Below are 25,556 nucleotides of genomic sequence, written 5' to 3' on the forward strand. Positions count from 1 at the left end.
TAGCCGAGTTAAACTTCTATATTTGTTCAGTAACTTTAACTGGTTCGTGACCAAACTTCATCAATTCGTAAAGATCCGAGGCATATAAATCTTCATGACTTGGCTCATCAGTTTGGCTTGTTGCCACAATTGGATCGCCGTAAGCTTTAGTTTTACCTATTAGCAAAAGTTTTTTGCCTGCACACTCTCCAATTAGTTTAAATTGGTGATCGGGTAAAAAATCTACATCAGTGAAGAAAGCACGATTTGTAATGGGCATTTTCCCTCCTAAGTTCTTACACAATATCCTGCGTCAACGAAAGGATTAATAAGTGTGACGCCTGTAGATGCAACTGATACTTTGTACCCTGACGGGAAGCCTTCCACGCAAGCGTCTTTTTCTAAGGGGACTTAATGCTGATAGCTTTACAGCTGGTTTTTGTACCCCTTTGATAATCAGTTATAAAAACGCTTTGTGGGAGGATTGAGACTTTAATTTGATTAATCTGTCTATGCAAATTTGACCGTAGCTTAGTGCTTTAGTCTCCGTTAGAAAACAGAAAGGTTCGCTATCGTGATTTCCTTGTGAGTCTATGTAGTCAACGGCAATGCCGTTCGATTCTTTGGTGGTTATGAGAATCCACTGTTTGTAATTAATCATCCTAGCTTCCGTGTACTTGTAGCGGTTGGCAATGTGGGTCAATAAACATCTGCTAATGTTGACAGCAATGCCAGCTAGGAGACCATGAAGACACCGGCTGAAAGTAAGCTGATGTCAAAGGTACTCCTTCCAATGCCGACGGAGTTAGCTGACGGGCTAAGACTGGAAGGTGTCTCTCTCAGTTTCAGATTCGCCCCAATGATTGGTTCCTCCGCTTCTAATCCAGATCTGATGTTTACTAACAATGAGCCTGGATTGAATTAGGCTGTTTTACCCACTTAATTAATAAACATATACTGGGATGACTCAACAGTCAATAAGCAAAACTTTGTGCATTTTGCTTAAAATTTGTCCCGCTTTGTATTATTTTCATCAGATCAGATAGGCGACTACCTGATTATAAAGCTGGTATTAAATTCTAAATCGAGTACACTTTATTTTTCAAGAACGTGACTCTAGCTTATTGACTCGCTGTTCTAATTTTTGGACTTGTTGCTTCAATTCTACAAACAAAGTTGCTAGTCTATCAAACATCTTGTCTCGTTCTTGTTGAGAGAGGTTTCGTCTAGAAGGCTGTGGCGGAGTTAATGTTGTTCTTGGCGATGGAGAACGATTTTGACCTAGCTGAGATTCTATCTGATTTACCTGTGACTCCAAACGATTTAAATCCGCTTCTAAGTTGCTGAGACGAGATTCAACTTGCTGTGATGCGGCGGGGTGCGAAAATAAACCGCTCCAGATAGTAATAAATACTAACACTCCAACTAACACTAGCACCCCAATTTTTTTCACTGCTTTGCTCCCATGATGAGTTATGAGTTTCAAGTTTTAACTCTTAACTCTTAAGCCTGTTGCTACCGATCAACTTCGAGGCTCAAAAAAAGTCTCTGCTAAAAACCTGGGGTGCGTTACTTAAGATTTACGCGATTCACACAACATTCATAACGCACCCTAAATTTAATTGTCAGATATAAGTTGCGAAAACAACCTCTGCCAGTCGATAGAGTTAGCGTGATTTTCTCCTTCTTTGACTTCAAAAGTAACGTTACATGCCTGTGGTTGTTGTAGCACTTGCACGCAAATTTCTGCCACATCCTCACGGCTGATTTTGCCCCTAATGTTATCGCCTTGCTCGAATATTAATGATTTACCTCCAGGTTCTTCTGTCAACGCACAAGGTCTAATAATTGTGTAAGGAATTCCGCTTTCTCTCAAACTATCCTCGCCCCTTAGTTTCCAAGTCAAAATTCCGCCCAATTGGTCATTTAATCTTACTGCTGGTGGTTCTTCCTCTAAATTAATTCCGGGACGGCCAGGACGAGTGACACCGGCGGAACTAACAAGAATAAATTGTGGTAAAGTTTCCCCGCCATAGGCTTTAATTGATTCTAGTTGCAAGGTAAAACCACCAGTTGAAAAGTGCGGATTTAATTCGCCATCGTATTCAAATTTGCTCAACATGAGTTGAAACGAAGAGATTTTACTGGCGTCTATGGGTGGGGAATCTTGTAAAGTTTTAGCCCGAAATACAGGAATCAAATCTGCAAAAGGAATGCGAACATCTATCCAGGTATTTGCTACTGTGTCGAAAGAATAGCTATAACCAACGCCATCCCATCTTGTATCTGTACGCAAAAAGAACTTATAACGTTTACCATCTCCTCTCACCCGCAATTCTATGCCTTCATAACCAGTTAAGTTGAAGGCAGGAGAGAAATTTTTAGTTCTAACAGATGCAAATCCTCCAGAATTGGCGGTGGAAACATTGCCAGCAAATAAAGCTGTACCTTCTACTAATTGAATATTACTTTCACTGACGCCACCCATGACGACATCATCCACCGCACCCCAAATATTTTTTACTTCTGTTGATGGATTGGTGAAATCAAATAAAAGTTTTTCTCCTGCTTTTGGCAAAGACTTGGCAGCAGCTTCTACCAAGTTTTTTACACCTCGATACTCCACATTGTCTGGGGTGTCGCCAACGATTTCTGGTTGATAAAATTTGACACCTTGATAGTATTTTTCTCGTTCGGGAGTATCTCCTTCTACTGGTTGCACACGTACTGCTGTACAACAAATCACGGCTTGGATGTTAGCCATGACTAGGGGTGTCAAAGTTTCTGGCTTAGTGATATCTGCAACTACTAAGTCAGTACTATCACCAAGAATAGTCCGGGCTTTCTCAATATCGCGTACGAGCGATCGCACTTTATAACCCTGTGCTACGAGTCGCCTTACCACTCGCTTACCGACCCCACCCGTTGCACCTGCCACTAATATTACACCCACTTGTTTCGCTCCATCAGGTTTGTCTTGACGATCCTTGCTACGACCTTGAAATAAATCCTGTATCCAGTTGACTAAAGGTATTACTTCAAAGTATGTAAGGGTTTGGACAAATCTGCCTAAGTCCCATTGAGAGCGATTTTTATCACTCATGATCGCATCCTCATTGTATATTTCTACTTCGCAGCCGGATACTTTCCACAGTGTAGAAGAGAGCAGTTACTGTCAAGAGAATTAAATTAAATTGTGTCAATTCTTTGCTATACCATCTGTCTTGAAATAACAAAATTAAACCACAGGCAAAAAATACTATTATTAATACTATATCTTGCCGTCGGAAGAGTTGAGGGCGCGTCAAAGGTAATGCGCCCAGAGAAATTGCTGCAATTATCAAAATCACACCGATGAGATTTAGGGGGTTGTTAAACATCTATCTAATAGTTAGTGGTTAGTGGTTAGTGGTTAGTGGTTAGTGGTTAGTGGTTAGTGGTTAGTGGTTTGTAGTTAGTGGTTAGTGGTTAGTGGTTAGTGGTTAGTGGTTAGTGGTTAGTGGTTAGTGGTTAGGGGTTAGTGGTTGGTAGTTGATTATTCACAAAAAATTACTACTATCTACTATCTACTAACTACTATCTACTATTTACTATCTACTATCTACTATCTACTAACCAGCATTTATTTCTTCATTCCCCGCAAACGGATACATTCTACTGCTGAAAAAATACCTGCGCCTGCTAGCAAAAACTGACTGATTGGTATTTCTTGAGAACCATACGACCGATATTCTTGAAATAAAAGCAGTATGCCGCAAAGGCAGAATACTACAGCGAACACTGCATCATAATCTCGTGCCAATCTTGGATAGGAAGAACGGAGAAAAAATAAGCCAACTCCAACTACAGCCAGACCAATACCTAGCAAAATAATCCAGGTCGGTGCTTTAAATAAAAGCAATCCTGCCGCACCCACAAAAGGTAATAATCTAGCCACGGAGAGAGTTTTGTCTATCCAAGCTGGCGGTGTAACTTGAGATGAAGGTGGACAATGATCGGTGGCATGAGAAGCAGGTAGAGAGGATGATTGGGGGTATGTATTCATCGGCTGCGGCATGGTTGGTTGTGCATATGCCGCAGGGGTAGATGTTTGCGTTGGTGCTAAGGGATGAAGCAATTGCTGAATATCCTGCAATACTTCTGTAGCAGATTGATAGCGATCGCGATAATGGTAGCGTAGCATCCTCTGCACAACAGCTACCAGTCTAGGCGACACCTGCGCTTGGTTTGGCCAGATGATTTCTCCGGTTTCGGGATGTTCCTGTAACTGAGTTGGCAATATTCCCGTCAGCGCTTGGATGGCGATCGCCCCAACAGCGTAAATATCACTATTTGGGCGTGGTTTGCCTTGCGCTTGTTCTGCTGGCATATAACCAGGGGTTCCAATCGCAACAGTAGCAGCCATTTGACTGGGAGATGCTGCCAGTTGAGAACGCATTTGTTTAACCGCGCCAAAATCAATTAAAACTAGTTTGCCGTCAGAATCGCGTCTAATTAAATTATCAGGTTTAATATCACGATGAATCACACCGTAGCTGTGAACAAACTCCAAGACACTCAAAACGTCTTGTAACATCTGAATAACTTGGCTTTCCGTCCAAGGTTGACCAACTCGCATTTCTGCACTGAGTGGATGCCCTGCAATCAACTCTTGCACCAAGTAAAATTCTTCATTTTCTTCAAAATAAGCTAACAGACGGGGAATTTGGTTATGGTTGCCCAGTTGTTCGAGAATTTCTGCTTCACTGTTAAATAAGCGTCTGGCAGTTTGTAAATAATAGGGGTCGGAACTCGCAGGCTTAAGCAGCTTGAGAACACATTTAGGGTTGCCTGGGCGGCGGGTGTCTTCGGCGATATAAGTTTCACCAAATCCTCCGGCACTCAGGACTTGGATAACTTTGTAACGACCGTCTAGTAGCTTTCCTAACATGGTGGGGCTGGTGCGAGTATTTTTATTAATCTTGCCACACGATGATAAAACGTTTGCGATCGCAACTGTACCAGTGTAAAAAATAGGGCAAGAGGGGAGATGGGGAAGGGGCCCCCACTTTGTGGGGATAAGGGGCAATGGGAAGATGGGGAGGTGGGGAGAGCCGCTTCGCGGAATTCAAAATTCAAAATTCAAAATTTTTGACTTTTGACTTTTGACTTGTTACGCCACTAACCACCAACAACCAACCACCAACAACCAACTATTGATTATGCTTCAGTTTCAACCTCCAGGCTTTGGACATAAAGTCATTAACACTTCCTTAGGGTCAATGGTTTACTATACCCAAACTACTGCACCCTGGTGCATTGCTGAGACTGAAGATTTACCGCCGCTAATATTCCTTCACTGTTTCGGTGGTGGATCGTCTGCTTATGAATGGTCGAAAGTTTATCCTGCTTTTGCTGCCTCTCATCGCATCCTCGCACCAGATTTAATCGGTTGGGGAGAATCTGCTCATCCGGTGTGGGATTATCAAATTAATGACTATCTCACAACCATAACAGAATTTATCAGACACACTTGTTCCCCGCCTGTGACAGTAGTAGCATCTTCTATAACAGCTGCTTTCACGATCAGGCTGGCTATTGCCCAACCTTTTTTATTCAAAGCGCTGTATTTGGTTTGTCCCTCTGGTTTTGATGATTTTGGGCAAGGTGCTGGACGCAGGCTACCGCTTCAGGTCATCAATACACCACTGTTGGATAATCTAATTTATGCCCTCGGTGCTGAGAATGAAATAGCAGTCAACAACTTTTTGCGAAGTTTTCTGTTTGCCAAACCCGAACGACTTTATCAAGAGATAGTAGAGGCTTATTTATTCTCTGCCCAACAGCCAAATGCCAAGTTTGCAGCGTTGGCATTTTTGCGAGGCGACCTTTATTTTGATTTAAGTTTGTATATTGAACAGCTTGATATTCCCACAGTGATATTTTGGGGCGAGAAAGCACAATTTACCACTGTGAAATTAGGGCAGCGGTTGGCAAAGTTAAATCCAAGGGCAATTCAAGATTTTCATGTGATTGCAGATGCGGGAGTGTTACCACATCTGGAAATGCCAGAGATAGTAATTGGATTGTTGCAACGGTATTTGTAATATCCCCGACTTCTGGTGAAAAGTTAGGTATCTGTCTTTTTAATTTAATTTCTCTAGTTCAGATGTAGTAAAACCTGTTAGTTTAGCTACCTGTTCTACTGACATACCTTGCTGAAGTAGGTTGCGTGCAACTTGTAGCAACCGAGACTCTGCTTGTTCTGCTCGTTTTCGTTCCTGTTCTGCCCGTTGCCGTTCCTGTTCTGCTATTTCTTCAGCCGTTGGCAATAATTCTCCCTCTAGAGTTGCCCAGCGTAACCAAGTTGCTTCCACACCTTGATACTTACCTTGCCAACGCTGCAATGCTAAACCTAATGCCCGGCTCACCAATTGATTACGTTGATTTACGGCTATTGGTTGGTAAATTACGCCATCAGTGGAGAAACCCGCCCAATCATCTGGGTTAAAGGGGTCAAACCAAAAATATTCTGGCACACGCATCTGATTTTGATAAATCAGCTTTTTCTGATTTTTATCTGCGTCAGCGGTACTGTCAGAAAGTAATTCTATAACTACATCCGGTGCTTTGCCTTCTTCCCAGACAACCCAACTTTTGCGTTCTCCCTTGGGAACTCCTAACACAGCAAAAAAATCTGGCCCTTTAAAATCTTTGTTTCGCACCTGGGCTAGGCTGTAGTAAACGAACATATTACCGCCTACATACCCATCTTCTCTTCCTTCCAACCACTGCACCAGAGCATCAATGAGTAAATCCATTTGCAATTTGTGCCGTTGGCTTTCCATGTTTTCGTTGTCATCGTAAGGCAGTTCTGCCTGGGTTGGGGGCAGTGTTACGTAGGGTGCAGTGCAGGTAGTGTCTGTCATGGCTTAGACCCAGTGCTGACATTTTTATATTAATTGATGGCGTTGATGAGATGCGATCGCACTTCCCAAGATCAAATTCAGTGAACATAAGAAGGGCGATCGCGCTTTTTTAACCATCGATGATACTACGCAGATTGGGGTTTCTCAGTGGGTGTTTCCTCCGGAACACCTTTTAAGCGACTCACCGTGCTTCTGCGGATGCGATCACTCTTGCGAACACCACCAGCCATTTCATATTCGCAGCTGTCCTTGCCATACTTACAAGCCACTCCAATCAACATCCTCTCAGAGATTTCACCCAAGGTTTTCTCCAGTTCGTCAATCTCGTTTTTGGAAGAATCAATCATCGAGAGAGCAGTGTTGTAAGCAACTAATTTGGTACGTAACTGCTCAATTACTTGTGTCATAATTTGCAAGTTGCAAGCATCCCCAAAAGTCATGTTTGGATCAATTGCCTTCAGCCCAGCGGATCTTAATTCAGCATTTTTGAGAATACGAGATGTGCGTTTTGGACGGGACATAGGTATACTTCTTTAAAATTGTTCTAAAGCTAGCTTGCCTTACTGAAGCTGAATTATGGCTCAGGATAATTCGCAAATATTTGTATTTTTTATAACAAGTTTTTTATATAATTAGAGTAATTTCTCTGATAGTGCCGTTGATACTTAGTTGATTTTGCGATCGCTTCAACGTTAGTGACCACAGTCTTGATGTTTCTTATGAAAGTTGTGATGTTAATAAAGAAAGTCGCGATGTTTTGAACAAACATCATGATGTTATCTATGAATATCGTGATGTTAATAAGAAAAATCACGATGGTTTGAACAAACATCATGATGTTATCTATGAATGGGTTGCTGTTTGTGATAAATGCTGATTTTGGAAATGCGATCGCTAATCAGTTAACAGTTAACAGCGATCAAGATAACTGGCAACTGATAACTGTATCCCTGTCAAGGTGGGTAAAACCTGCTTTCATGGGCTGATTTTTGGCGATTCGACTTGGTGTCTTGGTGTCTTGGTGGTTAATAATGAACCACAAAGACACTAAGACACAAAGAAAACTATGCTTTAAAGGTTACACCTTGACTAGGCTACTGATAACTGAATCACCGCCACCATCTTGCCACATACCCAATAGCGCCAGCAACTTCTGCTATTGAAAATGTCTTGAATCAGCCAAATGAAAAATTATCATTAGCAGATTTTCACAATATAAATTTATTTAACTCTAATCTAGTTCCACAAATAAAAGCTGTGGAATATCATCTCCTGCAAGGTAACTTACGGGATGTTTGGCTGATTAGTAGCGAAAGTAAGAAGAATGTTAAAGGCAGCGAAGATACAGCCAATATTTTAGAACAATATTTGCGCTTTCAGTATGGTCAAAGACTCGATATTCACTCCCAAAAATTTATAGTGAAAGATTGGGATTACGCGACAATTTGGTAATTAGGAGAAGAAATATTTCGACAATCTGGCTACAAAGATGAAGTGATAGTTGCTGACATTACTGGCGGCACAAAAATGATGAGTGTGGCGCTGGCTATGGCTTGTATTCCGCCAAGACGACGGATGCAATACATGGATTCGCAACGAGACTGGCAGGGGAACCCGTTACCCACGGGGGAAATGAAGCCTGTAGTTATTGATATTGACCCGATTTTGTATCCGTTGCTTCAGGATGTTGGGGAATGAAGCTGTATCGTTTGAACTCGAATTAACAATCAAGCAGATTGTGGTTGCGAAGTTTGATATGTTTGCAAATATTCAATCATCAGCAAGCGCAAATAATCCAGCATCCGAATATAGGCTTTCATTTGCTTGTAGTCGCGATCGCTAGTAAAGTAAAATTCAGCAACTACTGGCACATCAAAGACTCGCATACTTTGCAAGCGCTCAATAGCCTGCTGTTCATTTTCAATCCAACCGCGTGCTTGAATTTGACAAGCGTAACCTCGGATATCCACCGTTAACAGTTCAATTTCCTCTAAAATAGAAAATTCTTCCTCCCCAGGAGGATATAGAGTAGCAATTTCTTTGCGCTCTTGCTTGGTATTTTGATAATCTCCTGTTAACTGCTCTAATAATTGAGAAATATAATTTCTTTTAATTTCAGGATTTTGAGTATCAAGAGTTGCTTTAGTCATCGTTTACCCCATAGGTAACTATTTTTTCAATGCCAAATTTATCGGGTCGTACAATTAGATATTCATTTCCCTTACGATAAACTGCTGAACCATCCTGACGATATCCAACTTTAGGAATTCTTACCGCTCTTTTTTTATTAAAATTATGAGCTTTGCGTAGATATTTCAGGGAGTCGATTTCTTTTCTATTAGCATGGTCTAGAATACTCTGAGCCACATTGATATAGGTAGAAGCATCCCACTCAGCCATATACTGCCGTATTTCAGTAACTTCCGCCTCAGTGTATCCTTCACATAGTTGGGCTAAAAATGGGTCTGGCGATGGTTCATCGTACACTATGTTTTTACTCCTGCTAGTTCATTGGGCTACTAGACTTTTTTACCAATTTTCTTGTCATGCACGTTTCATTACCACTTCCCGTTAAGGGACGAAAACGAAATTAACTCCTTGTTGTCAACATTCTTTATAAACCTCAGTACTTTTCGGTAGCAAAAACTTTATCTGCTGGTATAATCATGCCTAATTATTTACTAATAGGTAGATTTGGAAGACCCCAATTCTACCCATAAGCTATAATTACACGCAGTTCAGCACAACCACCGTGAAGTGTAATGACTGACTCAAAAGCTACCGACGCCTCATTGCAAGTTGCTCAACAAGCTGTGTGGGTTTTAGCACAATTAGCTAATGTACAATTACCTAGTGAATGTAAGTACCCAGAAGATTCAGAAGCAATTAAGCAAGCAAAGCGTATCTTGTGGTCTAACAATCAAGACATCCTGTGGTCTAAAGAAAAAACGGTCAATTTGACTCCCCTGCGCCTATTGTTTGACCAAGTGCAACTATTGCACGGTCAACATAAACAACATTACTGGGAAGCTACCTACATTAAAGGAATAAACCCGCAGATTCCCTATCCACGAGAAGGAAAACCACCACAAAGAGATATTGAATTTCTTAAAAAACGCATCAAACGGGTTCTGAGTTTAGAGAAACTTAACAGAGAAACTTGGAAAAATCTATCGCTGCTTACTCTAATTCTAGAGAAATTCGGTTCTTACATTAGCTTCAATAATTCAGATATTGCCCTAATTGATATGGTAAGGGCAACTGGTGCTGTAGCAGCAGCCCTAGCAAAAAACCCTAATGCTGAAAAACTTAGATTAATTGCTGGTGATTTATCAGGTATCCAAAAATTTATCTATACAATAACTTCTGCTGGTGCGCTTAAATCTCTGCGTGCGAGAAGCTTTTACTTAGAATTAGTCACAGAAGAAGTCGTTCAACAACTGTTGCAAAAACTAGAATTACCACGTACCAATGTGATTTATGCTGGCGGCGGTAACTTATATCTGCTCGCACCTACAAATGAGACAGAAGATAAACTGAAAGAAGTAAGCCAGAAATTAAATAAGTGGTTAGCAGATGATTTTCAGGGTAAAGTCTTTCTAGCCTTGGCTCATGTAGATTTTAATATTAGAGATATCGCGACTAAAGAATTTGCAAAGCACTGGTCAGAAGTAACGCAGAAACTATCAGAACAAAAATCGCGGAAATTTACAGACCAAATTGTAGATTTTCTCAAACCCCGTGATAGTCATACACCGTGTAGTGTTTGTCATCGAGATGATTTAGAGCCAGAAAAATTACAACCATTAAGTGATGAGATTTCAGTAGAAGCTTGTCCTACTTGTCGTAGGATGTTTGAGTTAGGTGGCAAACTTTTAAAAGTCAAGGCAGTTGTGCGATCGCAAAAGCGAGAGCGTATTCCAGGAACAACACCGATCAAGCTAAATCTTGAACCTGAACCTGTTTATTATCATATCTTTCAAGGTAAAAAAAAGTCCCAACTAATTGAAAATTTAAAACATATTCCTGACACAGAAACTGTTTATCTAGTCAATGACTGGATGATATACGACTATTCTCGCGCTACCAATACTATCCCATTGCTAGTGGGTAATTACGCTCAAAAAAGCGAAGAAGAAGAAGGCTCACTTATCAGAGCAGGTGAAATGGCTGCTAAAACAAAAGGTATTGACAGAGTTGGCTATTTACGGATGGATGTAGACAGGCTAGGACAAATTTTTGCACGGGGATTGGGTGATAATCAAACTTTGCCAAAACTTGCTGGACTGTCTCGCCAAATGAGTTACTTCTTCAAAGTATATCTCAACAGCTTGGCAGAAAATCGTCAGGAGAATTTCCTAAAACAGCGACGGATAGTAAAGGTTTTAGAAAACACTAAAAGTCTTAGTTCAGATGAGCGTAAAAATTTACTTTTCATTTATGCTGGAGGCGATGATTTATTTATCAGCGGTGCATGGAATGAGATTATAGAATTTGCCTTTGACGTTTATCAGTGCTTCCGCGCTTATACCGGAAATAATCCAGATATTACCCTATCTGGAGGAATCACTATTGATGATCCTAAATTCCCTCTGTATCAAGCTGCTGATGAATCAGGTGCAGCGGAAGAGGAAGCAAAAGGAAAGGGTAGGGATAGGTTGAGTTTATTTGGTCAAGTATTTAAGTGGGATGAATGGTTAGGAATAGATGATATCAGCCTTATTGATTTTGATATTAAACAATATCTACATCAAGAATCCAAGCCAAAGCTATTGGGTATTTTGCCATTTGTCGAAAGATTAGAGCGGCAAGATATTGGCGTCAATTATTCTCGTAACTTTGTGCGGAACCTACTAATCACTGCACAAATGCAAGAGCAGGCACTCAAAAAATTTGAAGATAGTAAATCGAAGGAAGCTTTAGGTACTCGCTACTATTTGCATCTGCCCAAAATAGCCTATACTCTAGCGAGATTACCCAACCGGGTACTAGATGATAGTGATTTTCGCACTTCCCTAAAAAGTCCATATAACGCGCCTTACTTTCGGGCGATCGCAACTTGGATTGAACTTTTAAACCGCTCATAATTATATGTCAGAAGCAATTAAACCAAAACTACCTTCTTCACCTGGAAATCCTAAACAACCCAGTCATCAAACCAATGTAGGTAAAACACAGAATATTGTTGAGGAAATTGTAAAAACTATTGATGGCTTGAAAGATGGATTGCAAAAATATCCCATCCGAGACTTAGTTAATCATGCCGCAGAATTTGGCCCTTATCTCAAGCAGCAAAGATTAGAAACTAACCAAGTCCGCAAGTTCTTAGATGCTGTCAATCGCTTAAAAGCAGACTTAGCGGAAAAAGGTGATTTTTCTGAAATAGAAACAGAAGTAGTTTTGCTCAAACCAAAATTGGCATATGCCGCAGCTAGACAGAGAGCAGCAAAACCATTAGGCGAGGTTATGTCAGCTGCCATTGATAAAGTTCACAGCAAAGAAGATTTTGAGCGCCTAGTTCAATTAATTGAATCAATAATTGCTTATCACAAAGCTGAAGGTGGAAAGTAATCATGCCAGTATCATACGCACAAAAACCCCTAATTGGTAAATTAACCCTCACCAGTCAGCTTTCTGCTGAAACTGGATTGCACATTGGCGGTGGTGGCGAAAATTTAGATATCGGTGGACTCGATAAACCTGTAATTCGCGATCCTCTAACAAAATATCCTTACCTACCTGGTTCATCAATCAAAGGTAAACTGCGCTCCATTTTGGAAAGGTTATTAAATAAACCGCTAAATCGCACAGGAGGAAGCGGTACTTGGCGCTATGAAAGTGATGATTTGGCAGATGGGTTTACTGAAGTTGAACGAGAACGATTTATTGCCTATGAAGGTGCGCGTACCTGTCAAATCAGTCGTCTATTTGGTTCTACTGGTGGTTCTGGCTTTTGGATGCCAATTGAGATAGCAACAGAAGAAGGATTATTAGAAAATAATAGTCCTACTCAGACAATCCAAAATCAGAATTGTGTCAGAATTAATCGCGGTCGTAACGCTCCAGCTCGCCTGATTATCCGAGATTGCCATTTACTAACCGAATCAGCAGAAAAGCTGAAACAAGTTGACACTGGTTTATACATGACCGAGTGGAAATTTGAAAACGGTATTGACAGAGTGACAGCAGCGGCGAACCCCAGACAGTTAGAACGTGTGCCAGCCGGATCTAAATTCCAGTTTGAATTAGTTTATACCGTAGAAGATGCCGACCAAGCCATAGAAGACTTGCAAAATATTGCGATCGCTCTTGCCATTCTCGAAGATGATGCACTTGGCGGACATGGTTCTAGAGGTTACGGCAAAGTCAGATTCCAAAACTTCGAGTTTTCCTATCGCAGCTTAGCGCAATATCGTCAGATTACCAGCACTCCTGCGGGAACATCGAGTTTACAGCCATTGTCAGCGATCGCCACCACACAAGCACTCTTAGAGAACTTTGGAAGCTTACGCGAGTACATCGAACAGCGGTTGCTGCCAGGAAATGAATCATGAGCGTTTGGAAATTAGTTAAACTCAACTTTGGACGCAGTCCTGCTCACTTTGGAGAAGTGGGAATTGGGATTGAAGAAACGAGCGATCGCGTCCGTTCCGATGCTTTATTTAGTGCGTGGGTTAGTATTTATGCACGGTTGTTCGGTAAAAATGCAGTTGAGGAATTATTGCAGATATTTCCTTCAAGAGAGCGATCGCAACTAATACCGCCTTTCCGTATCAGTTCCACATTTATTTACCGAGAAGATAAGGAACGCACAATTTACTATCTTCCCCGTCCCCTCAAGTTTCCCATCAACTATCCTGATGAAGACCTAGAGTTTTTCAAAACTTACAAAAAACTCAATTACTTGCCTTTAGAAGTATGGCAAAGATGGTATCAGGGAGAAGGATTTAGAGATAGTGATGCTCAAGAATTAATTGCTGAAACCAAAGGTAAATCTTATGGGCATCTGCGTCAAGCAGGAACCTTTGACTACAAAAAAGCCTTTGCAATTGAGCAATTTCCGAAAATAGCAGTAGACCGAATTACCAGAACCACAAACCTTTATCACACTGGCTTTGTACAATTTCAGTGGGAACAAAATGGTCATGGACTTAAAAGTATATCCGGCTTGTACTTTCTGCTGCAATTATCTCCAGAAGGCGAGAAATTAGCAGATAAATTACAAGCTGCTTTACATCTTTTAGGAGAAGAAGGAATAGGGGGAGAACGTTCTAGCGGTGCAGGACGATTTCAAGTTGAATGGTTAGAATTACCAGAAACTTGGCATAAAGTAGTAAATTTTGCTGCTGAAACTCACCACACCTTAATGAGTTTATTTTGGGAATCACCCTTACCAGATGGCTTCTTAGATAACGCCAGCTATGAAATTCAAGAACGTGGGGGTTGGATAGCTGAAAATCAGCTGCGTCGCCAGATGGTGCGAATGTTCAGCGAAGGTTCTGTTTTTCGATCGGCACCACAGGGAAAACTAGTAGATGTTACACCCCAAGGCTTCAATAAACATCGCATTTACCGTAGTGGTATTAGTTTAAGTTTGCCAATAAAAGTAAAACTCTAGGATAAATAATATCATGGTGGTTTCTATTGAATCTGCACTGAATAAACCGGAAGTTTATGAGTCTAGAAGGATACAGTTGACCAGTCCTCTCTTACACATTGGTTCATCTGTATCTAGATTAAATCCCTTTGAATATGTGCAGACAGCAAAAAAAGTCTACCTTCCCAACCAAGAAATATTAGCAAAAGCTTTACAGCAACAAGGAGGAAGATTTTTAAATGACTACATCCAAGCTATAGAAGAACAACAGGATATCAGCAGACTACTACAACAAGCCTTTGGGAAAGAGTGGTGGGATACTCAAGACGTAGATGGAAATCCAATTTTTCCTAAGATTGCTATTAGTCAAAAGTTGACAGAAGAAAGAATTACAGACTTACGTCCGATGATTCGCAATGGAATGGGATATTTATTTATCCCTGGTTCCTCGATTAAAGGAGCAATTAGAACTGCGATCGCCTATCATTTACTTAAATACCCAGAACGCTATAAAATTCCCTCAGCCAATCGGGTAAGCGAGATTGAGAAAACTCTCAGACAAAGGTTAGGAGAACTTAGCAACAAAAACACGCAAAAGTTTGTTGATGATGATTTGTTTATGGAAAGTCTGTTTTCAGACTTTTCTCTCATTTATCAAGGAAAAGCTTTCTTTGGAAGAAGTCAAAATACAGACTTTTTGCGCTGTTTGAAAGTTAGTGACTCAGAATCGTTAGTTGAAAGTAAATTTATAACTAAGAAAGGTCAACCAATACCCATTAATTTACCTGTTGTCGCTGAGGTAATAGTTTCTAGCAGGTTTCCTGATTATATAGCTAAATATAAAGCGTCTATTTACGCTGAGATGGTGCGGAATGTCCAAACAGAATTTACCCTCACCTTAGATACAGAAATGCTTTCATGGTTTAAGCACAAGCAAGGAATGAAAATACCATTTACCAATCTTGATGAACTTTTGCAAATATGTCAGGAGTTTACCCAAGAACAATGGGATTATGAACACGATTATTGGCAAGAAATAGAAAATAATCCTAGAGCAGCAGGCAAGAATTTAGATTTTAATCATATCCGTGAATTTTACTAAGCAGAAAAATGTCCCTATGTACTGCGGCTGGGTTGGGGTAGCGGGATGACGGGAACCACAATTGGTTTGTGTTTTGACGACGAACTCAGAGCAGAATTACGCGATATTTGCGGTATCAAAGCGCCTGGTTTTGAAGCACCAAAATCTAGGCGAACAGTGATGAATCTGAACGGTGAAATCAAATTTGTACCGGGATGGGTTAAATTTAAGACTCTATCAAACTAATGCTAATTCGTTCTACCTGGACATTAAGCGTATCCGAACCCACAGTTTTACCTCGTTCTTATAATTTGGAACTGGTAAAGCAACTGCATCAACTGCTAGGTTTAGAAATAGGAGGCAAGGCGATTCCTTCTGTTTCTTACTCAGGAATTGTAGGTTTATACTCAATTTCAAAAGATTTTTTTACCTTTCATCCAGAAGAGTTTTACCAATTATCTTTATGTGGATTACAGGAATTTGTAACCAAAAAAATTTCTCGTTTGAATTTAACACAATCTCTAGAATTTCTCGGCGCAAAATTTAACGTCATTAACCGTGAAGACGAAATTAGCAGCTACGAAGAACTGTACACAACTTTAGTAGCGAATGAGCCGGAAACAGTAAGACGATTTGATTTGCAATTTATCACACCTACAGCCTTTGCTCAAAGCACTACAAGTTTACCTATTCCTGTACCTGCGTTGATGTTTCGCAGTTGGTTAGAACGCTGGAATCATTTTGCGCCTGTTTATTTAGGAGGTGATGAATTAATTGCTTATATGAGTAATGCTGTGATGCTCAAGCATCACAAAATTAAAACGCGCAGTTGGCATTTACACAGGGGTTATGTAAATGGATTTGTGGGTGATGTGACGCTGCAAATTCTCAACCGTGCTGACTCATTGTTGGCAAATGTGGCAAATTTGTTAGTTGAATATGCACGGTTTGCTGGTACTGGAATGAAAACTCGGTTGGGGATGGGTCAAACACAACTTATTCCGCAAATTGAACATCAGTAAATTGTAAAGATTAAATTGATATGCGAACGATCATTACATTTCTAAATGATAAAGGGTTAAAGCCAGGGACAGTTTATACCTGGCAAGGTAAAGATTATGAAGGCGGTGTTTTCAGTCTCGCACTGCGACAGTTTGTGGAACATGACCGGATGCTGGTATGTAACACACCCGAAGCTGAAGAGAAGACATGGCCTGCTTTACTAGCTTTAAATGATTCTCGGATTGAACCTATTTCTATTCCTAAAGGTGAAACAAATGCCGAAATGTGGGAAATTTTTAACACAATTACGGCCCAAGTTAGTCTCGGTGAGACTGTGATATTTGATATCACCCACGGATTGCGATCGCTGCCATTTTTAGTATTTCTGTTTGCAGCATATCTCAAATCAGCCAAAGCCGTTAATATTGAAGCCATTTACTATGGTGCTTTTGAATTAGGTAAACCAGCACCAGTAATTGACTTATCAGAATTTGTTGGAATACTAGATTGGCTAACAGCTACGAATCGATTTATCGAAACTGGAGATGGACAAGTGCTAGCTAACTTGCTCAAAAAAGGGATGCCAGCCGGCATACAATTACGTGATGATTTGGCAGCAAGGACACTTAGAGACAATCTCAAGTCGGCAGCTGAAGCAATTGAGTCAATCTCTCTGGCATTGCGCCTTACCCAACCAATTGAAACTATGGAGCAGGCAACCAAGTTGGAAGCAGCTTTAGAAAAAGCCGCCCCCAGCATTGCTCAACGAGCGCAGCCATTCGCTATTCTGGCTGAGCAGGTAGCGCAAGAATATGGGCAGTTTGCGCTGGAAAAACCGAGTCAGACAACGCAATTAGCTGATAACCTCTGGTTACAGTTGCGGATGATCGCATGGTATGTTGAGCAACAACAAGTTGTACAGGCTGTGACGCTGGCGCGTGAATGGATAGTTTCTGTACTAACCCTAAAATTTGAAGAACCAATGTTCGATAATAAAAATGGGCGTGATTGTGTAGAAGCCACATTAAACAACGCAGTGCGGCGAAGATACAACCCGCAGTCAATTAAACCTAGTCGATGCGATGAACTATTTGAATCTTTGTCAAACAAAGATGATTTAGCTAATCTTTGGGACAAGATAACCAAATTGCGAAATGATATTGCCCATTGTGGAATGAATCTTTCACCTAAAAAATCAACTCAACTCAAAAAAGATTTTGAGAAAATTTATCCTCAATTGCCAGAGTTAGCCCAGCTACTATTACCACCGCAAGGGACAGTTGTGTAATTCTCCTCAAATACTTTCAAAAATCAAGATTTTGTAAGATATTCATGCCCAAAATTCTCTTTGTCACCGTCGGTGGTTCCTTCCAACCCATTGTCACTTCAATTCGCACTCTCCAACCTGATAGAGTCATCTTCATCGCATCCGATGGTAACAAAGGTAGTAAGTCACAAGTAATTGGCGAAGGAACCCCTTGTGAAGTGCGACGCGGAACCGAAGTTATCGAAAGATTACCGAATATTCCCATACAGGTGGGGTTAGGAGGACGCTTTCAACCAGAAACGGATTTGATTGTTGTCCAAAACCCTGACGATTTATCAGAATGCTATCTCAAAACCTACCAGCGCATTCGTCAGTTACAAAAAGGATCGCCAGGTTGTGAAATTCTTGCTGACTACACTAGCGGGACAAAAACTCTATCTGCTGCTTTGGTGTTGGCGGCGGTTGACTGCGGAATTCCTGTGTATCTCACCATCGCTGCTACTCGGGAAAACTTGGTAAAGGTGGAACAAGGAGAGGTAACGCAACTAATAGACACCAGTTTTAGAAATCATATGAAACTACCCTGACTTCAAAGCCCGCCGTGCCAATTTTACATAGGTTTTCACCGTTTCATAAGGCATTTCCAAATCTAGTGCGATCGCCTGCAACGACTCTCCCATTTCTCGCCGCGCTAAAATAGTCGCCCATTTTGATGCTATCTCCACCGCCCGTTCTCCCCCGGTGCGTTTGCGCTGTGCTTTGAAGATTTCTGTTAGTTCCTCAATTCTTTTTGCTAGCAAACTCTGCACATCTGGAACTTCTGGCGCTGCTTGCAACGACCAACCCAACCGCGTTTGTCCCAACCCAAAGGTAGTTTTATGACCAGTACCGCAGTAGGGTGCGAGTTTCCCCAAGGCATAAAATAACTGGTGAAATTCTGGTTGCTTGGACGCTTCTTTAGTCAAACCAAATTCAATCGCACCTGTAAATCCTGTTACTGCTCCTTTCTTACCTGCTAGTACTTTTGCCGAGGTGAGTTGATGGCGATTAATCAACACGCTATCATCCACCCAAGCGAGAAATGCTTCCTGGTCAACCGACATTCCTGAAAAATCATTCCAGCGGCGTAGGTAGCTGTGAAACACATTTGTTGGCATTGGCAGGGGTAAGTGATGACCTTTGCGGCGAAAGCTGGTAGGACTCAAAAATCTGAGAGCAATAGTCTCTCCATGCTCAGAATTGAGGAGTTGAATATAAGTTGTCGGAGAGTGAGCAATTTTACAAGAGTGAATCCGCAAGGGTGCATTTCGCAAGTTAATTTCTTTAGGGAGGTTTTGCACCCACTGCGCCAACCATTCTACTACCCGACTCGACAATGCTGTGACATACCAGTGGTAAGTGTTGCTGGCAGAAAGTTGTAATTGCTTACCACTGCTGACTAGTTCTCCATCTAATGCAGAGATAGTGAAGGGTTTCTCTGACTCGCCATCATGCAGGTAAGCAGAAAGTTCAGGATCTACAGAACGTACTTGGTTGAGAAACCAAGCGTGGAGTCCAATGGTGTACTGAGGGTACACAGAAACATTTGCTTCTGGTACTAACTCAAATACTAATCCGACTAGTTCTGTGTCAGGCGACCAAGTGAGGTTGGCTTGATGAAAATTTGCTTTTTTTGGGGAACGTTGAGCCATTAGAACCTATGTTTTGCCTCTTCCTAACTTCATGGGGTACTGAGAAGCAATGTGTTCTGTATTGTATCTTGATTCGGCGCTTTAGTCCCCTTGCGGGGATTTAGTTGATTATGAAAACTATGACAAAAATCAGATTTTAGAAAAATTGTGGGACGGGCGTCTCGCCCGTATACCTCTTGTGGGGTGGGCATCCTGCCCGCCCCACAAGAGGTATATTTCACCAATTTATACGCCCCTTATTGCTGTTGCATAGCCACATTGTTCAATTTGGCGCGCAGATCTGTCCAATGAACGCCATCTAGGCTGGGTAGGACAATGTGAGCTGCTCCGACTCGCGATGCTGGTCCAAGTCCCACTGTCCACATCCCACCAGCTAAAGCAGCTTCAACACCTGCTTCTGCATCTTCTACAACTACGCATTGGGCTGGTTCGAGTCCTAGTTGGTTAGCAGCATACAAAAATAGGTCAGGAGCAGGCTTGGGCTTTTGGACACTGTAACCGTCAGCGATCGCATCTATACGGTTAGCAATACCCAGTTTCTCGACAACGGGACGAGCATTTTTGCTGGCAGAGCCAAGGGCTATCTTAATTCCAGCTTGCTTTAATTCATCAAGCAAGGTAATTACACCAGGTAACAAATCCTCTGGCGAGATATTTTGGATGGATTCCACATAGTAACGGTTCTTGCGATCCATCATCTCTTGAATTTGTTCTTCTGTATACTGTTTTTCCCCAAGGATATACATAAGTGAGTCTCGACGAGATACACCCCGCAATGCTTCGTTAGCTTGACGATTAAAAGGCAAACCTTCTTCATCTGCTAGTCTCTGCCAAGCTAGATAATGATATTCTGCTGTATCAGTTAATACTCCATCCAAGTCGAAGATGAATCCTCGGATGTCGGGAGAAGGGGCGAGGGGGGTAACTTCCACTTTTTGTTGTATCTCCTTCGCTGAGCGTAAATCAAATTCGTGCCATTTGCCGCGCCAGAAAAACTTGAATTTCAGGCGCGTCCATCCAGGAGGTAAGTGGGGATGGGCTACGGGTTCATTATCCCCTATTTGTATGCCACCAAAACCTAAAACCACAGCTTGCCAGACGCCACCAGCACTAGCGCCATGAATCCCTTCATGAGCGTTATTCCGGACATCTTCCAGATCAACTAATGCCGCTTGCATAAATCTTTCGTAGGCTTCTGCTGTGTTGCCTAAGTCCGAGGCTAAGATGCCGTGAATTGCCGGGCCAAGGGAGGAACCATAACTAATGTCAGTGCGAGGTGCGTAGTAGTCCCAGTTTTTCTGCAAGGCTTCTGGGCTGTAGGGAGGTTCCTGTGATTGCCGCATCAAGTACAAAAGCATTAACACATCTGGTTGCTTAAGTACCTGTCGCTTGTTGCCTTCCTCAATACCCAGGATGGCTTGCATTGACTTGGTGCGTGGCTCGTAGTCCTCTAAGTTTATATCTTGCAATTGGAAAAATCCCTCGAACTGTTCGATGAGTCCGGTTGACTCGTCGTAGGGAATCCAGATATTGGTGATAATATCACTCCAACGCGATCGCCGTCCTGGAGTCAAATGCAGTTTCTCTTCCAGTTCAGTTGCTTTGTCAGGAAAATTGTTGCGAAGCCACTCATAGACTTTCAGCGCTTTTTCCAGATGCCATTGCACCATCCGGTTGGTGAAGGCGTTGTTGTTGACAAATTCGTGGTATTCATCTGCACCAATCACCCCACGAATTTCATACCGTTCTTGGTTGTTGTCGTACTCTACCCGGCTACCCCAGAATACTGCGGTATCGAGAATAATCTCTGCGCCATAGTCTCGCATCCACTCGTCGTCATCGGTGGCTTGCCAGTAGTACCATACAGCGTAAGCAATATCAGCGCTGATGTGGATTTCGCGATCGCGACACCAAATCCGGATGTCGTCACCGTAAAAATCGTTAGGGGGCAACCACCGGGGTGTCACTTCATCACCAGTATCAGCACTTTCCCAAGCATACATTGCCCCTTTATACCCGTAATGTACTGCCTTGCGTCGCGCTCCTGGGAGAGTATGGTAGCGATAAGTCAGTAAGTTACGTGCTAGCTTGGGTTGGGTATAGATAAAAAAGGGCAGTATAAAAATTTCTGTATCCCAAAATATATGACCGCGATAGCCAAATCCAGAAAGTGTTTTCGCTGGGATACTCACTTTGTCATTGTTATCCGGGGCTGCAATCAGCAACTGAAACAGGTTGTAGCGGACAGCTAGCTGGGCTGTGACATCCCCTTCAATCACAATGTCGCTGTTTTGCCAAATTTTATCCCATGCTTGGGCGTGAGCATCAAACAGGATTGAGTAGTCAGGCAATTGTGCGAGTTTTTCACAAGCCGCTGCAACTGGGTTATCAACTTCCTGTGAAGTAAAAACTGTAACTAGCTTATCTACCGTTACGGTTTGTCCTGGGGAAGCGAGGAAGGACGCGGTTAAGGTAGGATAACCTGGTGGGTTGGTGGCTTGTAGCGAAGCCTCTGTGCCAGAGACTTTGATTTTAGTTGCTATACCTAGTTGAATGCGGGAGGAACGAGTGCAGAGGTTCAGCCAAACTCCTTGTTCGATCTTGCTCTGATCCAGCAATTCCCAGTGGTTGAAACCCTGGTTTTCAGGATAACCGTTGATACTGGCTTGGATTTCGATCGCGCTTTCACTATCAACTGGTGTTAACTGACAGCGCAGTCCCAGAACGTGTTCGTCTGCTTGACTGACAAAGCGTTCAAAGTGGATGTCAACTGTCTTTCCATTTGGACTGCGCCAACGCACGCGGCGGCTGAGAACACCCTGGCGCAAATTTAACTGCCGTTCATAGCTTAAAACCTCACCCCGCTCAAAGCGGAAGCGATCGCCATCTACAATCACAACAAATGGCAACCAATCTGGGCAGTTGGCAAGTTCGGTGTAGACGATCGGAACTTCATCGTAAACACCGTGGATAAAGGTTGCTGGTAACGCACGAGAAAAGCCTTCCTCAAAGCTGCCCCGTGTTCCCAGATAACCATTGCCGATTGTAAAAACTGTTTCTCGAGAGCGAAACCGGTCGGGGTCAAACTGGGTTTCCCTCACAGTCCAGTCTGTATAAGTTAGATGTTGAGAGCTTCCTGTTTTATCCATCGTCACTACTGTTGCTTGGGAGAGATTGAGGGCAGAATTTTGGTTAGTTAGTGGATAGTAGATAGTGGTTAGTAGGGGCGCTGTTACGTTCGCCCGTACAGTAGTTAATGGAAAAACTACTAACTACTAACTACTAACTACTAACCACTAACCATTTACCTCTGCATATGCTGTTCTAGGATTTTTTCCGCTCTGGGTTTAAAAACCAGATGGTATAAAGTTTCCACGTAGCGAAGTAGAGGTTCTTGGTTTTCCTGGGTGACAAAGTCCCAGAATCTATAAATTTTAGAGAGCAATAACAACTGTTTAGTGTGCAGTTGCCAATTATACTTGTTATGGACTCGCTGAATCATCCGCTTGGAAATTTCTTGCCAGTGTTCGGGATTAGTATCACAGTGGTCAATAAAATCCAATATTTTCTTTGTTGTTCCTTCTAAGTCCGTCGGGTTGATATGAAATCCATTCTCTTCACCTTCAATACCCTCGATTAATTCCGCCGAACCGCCAAATTCAGTGGCAAATGTTGGCAACCCACAACTCATGGCTTCGAGAATGGTTCGTCCGAAGGCTTCAAAGCGGGCAAAATGGACACAAAGACCCTGACGATCTGCAATTACTCTATACACTTCACCTAGATCCATTTTCGGAAGCCGCATTCCTACCCAGCGGATCTTACCGTGGAGATTGTACTGATTAATAATGTTGTGGATTCTTTGGATTTCTTCTGCTTCTTCTGGCTTTGTAGCTTCGGCTTCATGCAGCTTGTTGGTAACAAAGATTAAGTTACAATGCTGTTGCAATGCCTGACTTTGACCAAAGCATTCTGCTAAACCAGAGAGATTCTTCACCGGGGTCATATGAGCAACTGCACAAATTGGTCGCTTGTTGGGGTCATCTAAATGACCAAGAATTTGTGGGTCTTCACGGCTAAACAGTAGATCGTTAATTGTAGTGCGGAGGCTCTCGTCGCGATTTTCTATTTGGTTGTAGGGGAAAAAGATATTTTCGTCTACCCCTGGTGGCACTAGGTTGAATTTGGGACTAAACAGATTAATCCCATCAACAACATGATATAGCTGGGGCATCGTAAAGTTTTTATACGACTCGTACTGACCTAAACTATCGGGTGTGCCAACAATTTCGTGGTAGGACGAGGTAATGATAAAATCAGCTGCGTTCATGTTGATCAGATCGGCAGTAAATTGCGCCGAAAAGTGATACTGCTCCTCCAATTCTTGCCAGTAGAGGTTACTGAATAAATATTTAGGCTTTTCCAAAGAGTGGGCAATATTGCATAGAGTTACATTTAGCCGCTGGGTGAGAAGAAAGGCAACGAGATTGCCATCACTGTAGTTGCCAATAATTAAATCTGGACGTCCTCCTAGTTGTGTCAAAAGTTCTTGTTCAGCATCAATGGCAAATGCTTCCAAATAGGGCCAAATCTCAAACTTAGAAATCCAGTTTTGGGTAACTTGCGGATTGAATTCCCGGAAAGGAACGCGCAATATCCAGCCATTTTCAGTTCCCTCAAGTTTTTCCAGACGGAGGTCGCAATGTGTCCCTTCGCAGTTAGGGATGAGGCGGGTGAGAATGACAACTTGCGGTTGAATGCCTAGTAGATCAAGACCAGCTAATCTAATTTCTTCCCGGAGTTTGTTTTCCAAATTACGAGCTTGTTCAAGGACATAGGCTACTTGACCCATTGTTTCAGGTCTTCCTAGCACATCGTCTTGGGAGATCCAGCCGTGGATGGAAACGAGAACGACGCGAAAAACTGCCGGAACACGGGAAACGAATGCTTCCAAGATGGGGGGTTCTGGTGCATCAAGGAGTCGGTCAAAAAGTTCGAGGGTTTCACGCACTCGTGATGCAGTGTTACCCCAACCCGGTTCCAAGCCGAGTGCTTGCAGTTCGTCGCGAAATTTTTCGTAGGGTTCTTCCGGGTGTCGTTCACCGATAAATTTGACGGCTTGCTTGATTTGTTGGCATAAGTGAATACCTGAGCGAATGCGATCGCTAGTCAGTAGTGGTATGCCGTTGTATCTGAGCCGACGTAAGGCATCAAACAATACCTCTAACCAATACTTACGGTCGATCGCTATTTGACTGCATAAATAACGGTTGAGGAATGCCAGACCTTGACCGATGTTTCTAGGGTCGTCTATGGAAGGAAAACCCTGATAAAAAGAGCGAAAGTCGATTTCGAGGATCTGGGGTTGGTAGCGGTTGACATAGCGATCGCATGCATCGAGCAACGCCTGCGGTGTCATCTGCTCGATGCTGCTCATGTTTGCTGGTAGTCGCCATACTTCTTGACTGGCTATCCTCGGTCGCAAAAGAAACCAAGTATTATCATCTTCTAAAAGAATTTCATGAGCATAGTGGATAAATTTGCCTAAAGAAGAAGAGTGGAAAAAGTAGGCAGGCTTTTGGGATTGGTGGCAGTAGTCGGCAAAAGCTTGCAAAATTTCATTTCTCAGGAAGTAACGCTTGCCTGAGCAACTCAACTCGGAAACTAAATGACGCAGAGCAGTTTTCTCATCACTGTTTAAAACAGCCTGAACTAGTTCGTACATGGCAATTTCCTGAACTCGAGCTAGCCTACGACCTCATTTTTTTCTCCTCAACAATTGTGACCTATCTGATGGTTCTAAAAGAGGCGCTTTTACTCTTTAACGTTAGCGTAGATTTCGTTGATAGGTTCGTTTTTCCTTTTGTCTATCAGCATATTCTTGGAGATAATTCGCAGTTAGCTAGTAGAAAATAAACATTCACTCTGTCCTGTCCTTCGGTTCTGTTCTCAAATAATTACCAGGAAATTTTGTATAAAAAGTACATCGTCTACATAAATACACTACCTTCTGCCCTCTCTAGTGGTCTGT

23 protein-coding genes, 1 pseudogene and 1 riboswitch are annotated in these 25,556 nt (G+C 42.3%); of the genes and pseudogenes, 12 read left to right on the plus strand and 12 right to left on the minus strand.

The features are described 5' to 3' along the window. Positions 1-16: 16 nt before the first annotated feature. From FIS9605_RS0128200 to FIS9605_RS0128225, 5 genes are all read right to left on the minus strand, one after another. On the minus strand, positions 17-259 hold the full coding sequence (locus tag FIS9605_RS0128200) for a hypothetical protein (RefSeq protein WP_026735571.1): 243 nt from the start codon (positions 257-259) through the stop codon (positions 17-19). Positions 260-758: 499 nt separating this feature from the next. Beyond that, positions 759-884: riboswitch (cyclic di-AMP (ydaO/yuaA leader) on the minus strand. Between the two features lie 197 nt (positions 885-1,081). Then, positions 1,082-1,432, minus strand: a complete 351-nt coding sequence (locus FIS9605_RS0128210) for a hypothetical protein (protein ID WP_026735573.1) — start codon at positions 1,430-1,432, stop codon at positions 1,082-1,084. A gap of 165 nt (positions 1,433-1,597) precedes the next feature. Then, entirely contained in the window at positions 1,598-3,082 is a 1,485-nt protein-coding gene (locus FIS9605_RS0128215; RefSeq protein ID WP_026735574.1) for a CIA30 family protein, read from the minus strand. Positions 3,083-3,092: 10 nt separating this feature from the next. Beyond that, positions 3,093-3,359, minus strand: a complete 267-nt coding sequence (locus tag FIS9605_RS0128220; protein WP_026735575.1) for a Ycf66 family protein — start codon at positions 3,357-3,359, stop codon at positions 3,093-3,095. Between the two features lie 242 nt (positions 3,360-3,601). Next, entirely contained in the window at positions 3,602-4,909 is a 1,308-nt protein-coding gene (locus FIS9605_RS0128225) for a protein kinase domain-containing protein (protein WP_026735576.1), read from the minus strand. A 271-nt stretch (positions 4,910-5,180) separates the two neighbouring features. On the opposite strand from FIS9605_RS0128225, the gene FIS9605_RS0128230 reads away from it, so the two are divergent. Continuing rightward, positions 5,181-6,065, plus strand: a complete 885-nt coding sequence (locus FIS9605_RS0128230) for an alpha/beta fold hydrolase (protein WP_026735577.1) — start codon at positions 5,181-5,183, stop codon at positions 6,063-6,065. 39 nt (positions 6,066-6,104) lie between these two features. Here the strand turns inward: FIS9605_RS0128230 and FIS9605_RS0128235 are convergent, their stop codons facing one another. Beyond that, positions 6,105-6,887: a Uma2 family endonuclease gene (locus FIS9605_RS0128235; protein WP_026735578.1), complete on the minus strand. Its 783-nt coding sequence runs from the start codon at positions 6,885-6,887 to the stop codon at positions 6,105-6,107. A 125-nt stretch (positions 6,888-7,012) separates the two neighbouring features. Then, complete coding sequence (locus tag FIS9605_RS0128240; RefSeq protein WP_026735579.1) at positions 7,013-7,408, minus strand: hypothetical protein; 396 nt, start codon at positions 7,406-7,408, stop codon at positions 7,013-7,015. A 312-nt stretch (positions 7,409-7,720) separates the two neighbouring features. Between FIS9605_RS0128240 and FIS9605_RS43175 the strand changes: the two genes are divergently transcribed. From FIS9605_RS43175 to FIS9605_RS45545, 3 genes are all read left to right on the plus strand, one after another. After that, positions 7,721-7,873, plus strand: a complete 153-nt coding sequence (locus tag FIS9605_RS43175) for a hypothetical protein (RefSeq protein ID WP_155960554.1) — start codon at positions 7,721-7,723, stop codon at positions 7,871-7,873. Between the two features lie 184 nt (positions 7,874-8,057). Then, complete coding sequence (locus FIS9605_RS45540; RefSeq protein ID WP_051470163.1) at positions 8,058-8,339, plus strand: hypothetical protein; 282 nt, start codon at positions 8,058-8,060, stop codon at positions 8,337-8,339. 42 nt (positions 8,340-8,381) lie between these two features. Further along, positions 8,382-8,585, plus strand: coding sequence for a hypothetical protein (locus FIS9605_RS45545; RefSeq protein WP_051470164.1), 204 nt, complete (start codon positions 8,382-8,384; stop codon positions 8,583-8,585). Between the two features lie 29 nt (positions 8,586-8,614). Here FIS9605_RS45545 and FIS9605_RS0128260 read toward each other — a convergent pair whose 3' ends face one another. Together FIS9605_RS0128260 and FIS9605_RS0128265 are read right to left on the minus strand one after the other, a co-directional pair. Then, positions 8,615-9,037, minus strand: a complete 423-nt coding sequence (locus tag FIS9605_RS0128260; protein WP_026735580.1) for a hypothetical protein — start codon at positions 9,035-9,037, stop codon at positions 8,615-8,617. Then, entirely contained in the window at positions 9,030-9,374 is a 345-nt protein-coding gene (locus FIS9605_RS0128265; protein ID WP_026735581.1) for a hypothetical protein, read from the minus strand. Before FIS9605_RS0128265 ends, FIS9605_RS0128260 begins: the two co-directional genes overlap by 8 nt. 275 nt (positions 9,375-9,649) lie before the next feature. On the opposite strand from FIS9605_RS0128265, the gene cas10 reads away from it, so the two are divergent. The 8 genes and pseudogenes from cas10 to FIS9605_RS0128305 all read left to right on the plus strand — a co-directional run bounded on the left by cas10 (position 9,650) and on the right by FIS9605_RS0128305 (position 18,421). Beyond that, positions 9,650-11,974 (plus strand): type III-A CRISPR-associated protein Cas10/Csm1, encoded by a 2,325-nt coding sequence (gene cas10 / locus FIS9605_RS0128270; protein WP_026735582.1) that lies wholly within the window; start codon positions 9,650-9,652, stop codon positions 11,972-11,974. 4 nt (positions 11,975-11,978) lie between these two features. After that, on the plus strand, positions 11,979-12,458 hold the full coding sequence (gene csm2 / locus FIS9605_RS0128275) for a type III-A CRISPR-associated protein Csm2 (protein ID WP_026735583.1): 480 nt from the start codon (positions 11,979-11,981) through the stop codon (positions 12,456-12,458). A 2-nt stretch (positions 12,459-12,460) separates the two neighbouring features. Further along, positions 12,461-13,441, plus strand: coding sequence for a type III-A CRISPR-associated RAMP protein Csm3 (gene csm3, locus FIS9605_RS0128280; RefSeq protein ID WP_026735584.1), 981 nt, complete (start codon positions 12,461-12,463; stop codon positions 13,439-13,441). Then, positions 13,438-14,505, plus strand: coding sequence for a type III-A CRISPR-associated RAMP protein Csm4 (gene csm4 / locus FIS9605_RS0128285; RefSeq protein WP_026735585.1), 1,068 nt, complete (start codon positions 13,438-13,440; stop codon positions 14,503-14,505). Before csm3 ends, csm4 begins: the two co-directional genes overlap by 4 nt. 13 nt (positions 14,506-14,518) lie before the next feature. Continuing rightward, positions 14,519-15,811, plus strand: a pseudogene (gene csm5, locus FIS9605_RS38475) (type III-A CRISPR-associated RAMP protein Csm5). Beyond that, positions 15,811-16,587 carry a CRISPR system precrRNA processing endoribonuclease RAMP protein Cas6 gene (gene cas6 / locus FIS9605_RS0128295; RefSeq protein WP_026735586.1) on the plus strand — a complete coding sequence of 259 codons (777 nt, stop codon included), beginning with the start codon at positions 15,811-15,813 and terminating at the stop codon, positions 16,585-16,587. Before csm5 ends, cas6 (FIS9605_RS0128295) begins: the two are co-directional and overlap by 1 nt. Positions 16,588-16,607: 20 nt before the next feature. Beyond that, positions 16,608-17,855 carry a TIGR02221 family CRISPR-associated protein gene (gene csx2 / locus FIS9605_RS0128300; protein ID WP_026735587.1) on the plus strand — a complete coding sequence of 416 codons (1,248 nt, stop codon included), beginning with the start codon at positions 16,608-16,610 and terminating at the stop codon, positions 17,853-17,855. Positions 17,856-17,899: 44 nt separating this feature from the next. Continuing rightward, positions 17,900-18,421 (plus strand): hypothetical protein, encoded by a 522-nt coding sequence (locus tag FIS9605_RS0128305; protein WP_026735588.1) that lies wholly within the window; start codon positions 17,900-17,902, stop codon positions 18,419-18,421. Here FIS9605_RS0128305 and cas6 (FIS9605_RS0128310) read toward each other — a convergent pair. The 3 genes from cas6 (FIS9605_RS0128310) to FIS9605_RS0128320 all read right to left on the minus strand — a co-directional run bounded on the left by cas6 (FIS9605_RS0128310) (position 18,413) and on the right by FIS9605_RS0128320 (position 25,250). Beyond that, complete coding sequence (gene cas6 / locus FIS9605_RS0128310) at positions 18,413-19,525, minus strand: CRISPR-associated endoribonuclease Cas6 (RefSeq protein WP_026735589.1); 1,113 nt, start codon at positions 19,523-19,525, stop codon at positions 18,413-18,415. The two genes, FIS9605_RS0128305 and cas6 (FIS9605_RS0128310), sit on opposite strands and share 9 nt — an antisense overlap. A 236-nt stretch (positions 19,526-19,761) precedes the next feature. Further along, entirely contained in the window at positions 19,762-22,674 is a 2,913-nt protein-coding gene (gene pgmB / locus FIS9605_RS0128315) for a beta-phosphoglucomutase (protein WP_026735590.1), read from the minus strand. A 155-nt stretch (positions 22,675-22,829) separates the two neighbouring features. Further along, on the minus strand, positions 22,830-25,250 hold the full coding sequence (locus tag FIS9605_RS0128320) for a sucrose synthase (protein WP_026735591.1): 2,421 nt from the start codon (positions 25,248-25,250) through the stop codon (positions 22,830-22,832). Between the last annotated feature and the right edge of the window lie 306 nt (positions 25,251-25,556).

The organism is Fischerella sp. PCC 9605 (assembly GCF_000517105.1).
Classification (GTDB): domain Bacteria; phylum Cyanobacteriota; class Cyanobacteriia; order Cyanobacteriales; family Nostocaceae; genus PCC9605.

Bases quoted from the DNA above. Each gene is read 5' to 3' on its own strand.
- FIS9605_RS0128240 (WP_026735579.1), bottom strand. From the start codon at position 7,408: ATGTCCCGTCCAAAACGCACATCTCGTATTCTCAAAAATGCTGAATTA.
- FIS9605_RS0128225 (WP_026735576.1), bottom strand. From the start codon at position 4,909: ATGTTAGGAAAGCTACTAGACGGTCGTTACAAAGTTATCCAAGTCCTG.
- FIS9605_RS0128215 (WP_026735574.1), bottom strand. From the start codon at position 3,082: ATGAGTGATAAAAATCGCTCTCAATGGGACTTAGGCAGATTTGTCCAA.
- pgmB (WP_026735590.1), bottom strand. From the start codon at position 22,674: ATGGATAAAACAGGAAGCTCTCAACATCTAACTTATACAGACTGGACT.
- FIS9605_RS0128200 (WP_026735571.1), bottom strand. From the start codon at position 259: ATGCCCATTACAAATCGTGCTTTCTTCACTGATGTAGATTTTTTACCC.
- cas6 (WP_026735586.1), top strand. From the start codon at position 15,811: ATGCTAATTCGTTCTACCTGGACATTAAGCGTATCCGAACCCACAGTT.
- FIS9605_RS0128235 (WP_026735578.1), bottom strand. From the start codon at position 6,887: ATGACAGACACTACCTGCACTGCACCCTACGTAACACTGCCCCCAACC.
- FIS9605_RS0128230 (WP_026735577.1), top strand. From the start codon at position 5,181: ATGCTTCAGTTTCAACCTCCAGGCTTTGGACATAAAGTCATTAACACT.
- csx2 (WP_026735587.1), top strand. From the start codon at position 16,608: ATGCGAACGATCATTACATTTCTAAATGATAAAGGGTTAAAGCCAGGG.
- cas10 (WP_026735582.1), top strand. From the start codon at position 9,650: ATGACTGACTCAAAAGCTACCGACGCCTCATTGCAAGTTGCTCAACAA.
- FIS9605_RS0128305 (WP_026735588.1), top strand. From the start codon at position 17,900: ATGCCCAAAATTCTCTTTGTCACCGTCGGTGGTTCCTTCCAACCCATT.
- csm4 (WP_026735585.1), top strand. From the start codon at position 13,438: ATGAGCGTTTGGAAATTAGTTAAACTCAACTTTGGACGCAGTCCTGCT.
- FIS9605_RS43175 (WP_155960554.1), top strand. From the start codon at position 7,721: ATGATGTTATCTATGAATGGGTTGCTGTTTGTGATAAATGCTGATTTT.
- cas6 (WP_026735589.1), bottom strand. From the start codon at position 19,525: ATGGCTCAACGTTCCCCAAAAAAAGCAAATTTTCATCAAGCCAACCTC.
- FIS9605_RS0128220 (WP_026735575.1), bottom strand. From the start codon at position 3,359: ATGTTTAACAACCCCCTAAATCTCATCGGTGTGATTTTGATAATTGCA.
- csm2 (WP_026735583.1), top strand. From the start codon at position 11,979: ATGTCAGAAGCAATTAAACCAAAACTACCTTCTTCACCTGGAAATCCT.
- FIS9605_RS0128260 (WP_026735580.1), bottom strand. From the start codon at position 9,037: ATGACTAAAGCAACTCTTGATACTCAAAATCCTGAAATTAAAAGAAAT.
- csm3 (WP_026735584.1), top strand. From the start codon at position 12,461: ATGCCAGTATCATACGCACAAAAACCCCTAATTGGTAAATTAACCCTC.
- FIS9605_RS0128320 (WP_026735591.1), bottom strand. From the start codon at position 25,250: ATGTACGAACTAGTTCAGGCTGTTTTAAACAGTGATGAGAAAACTGCT.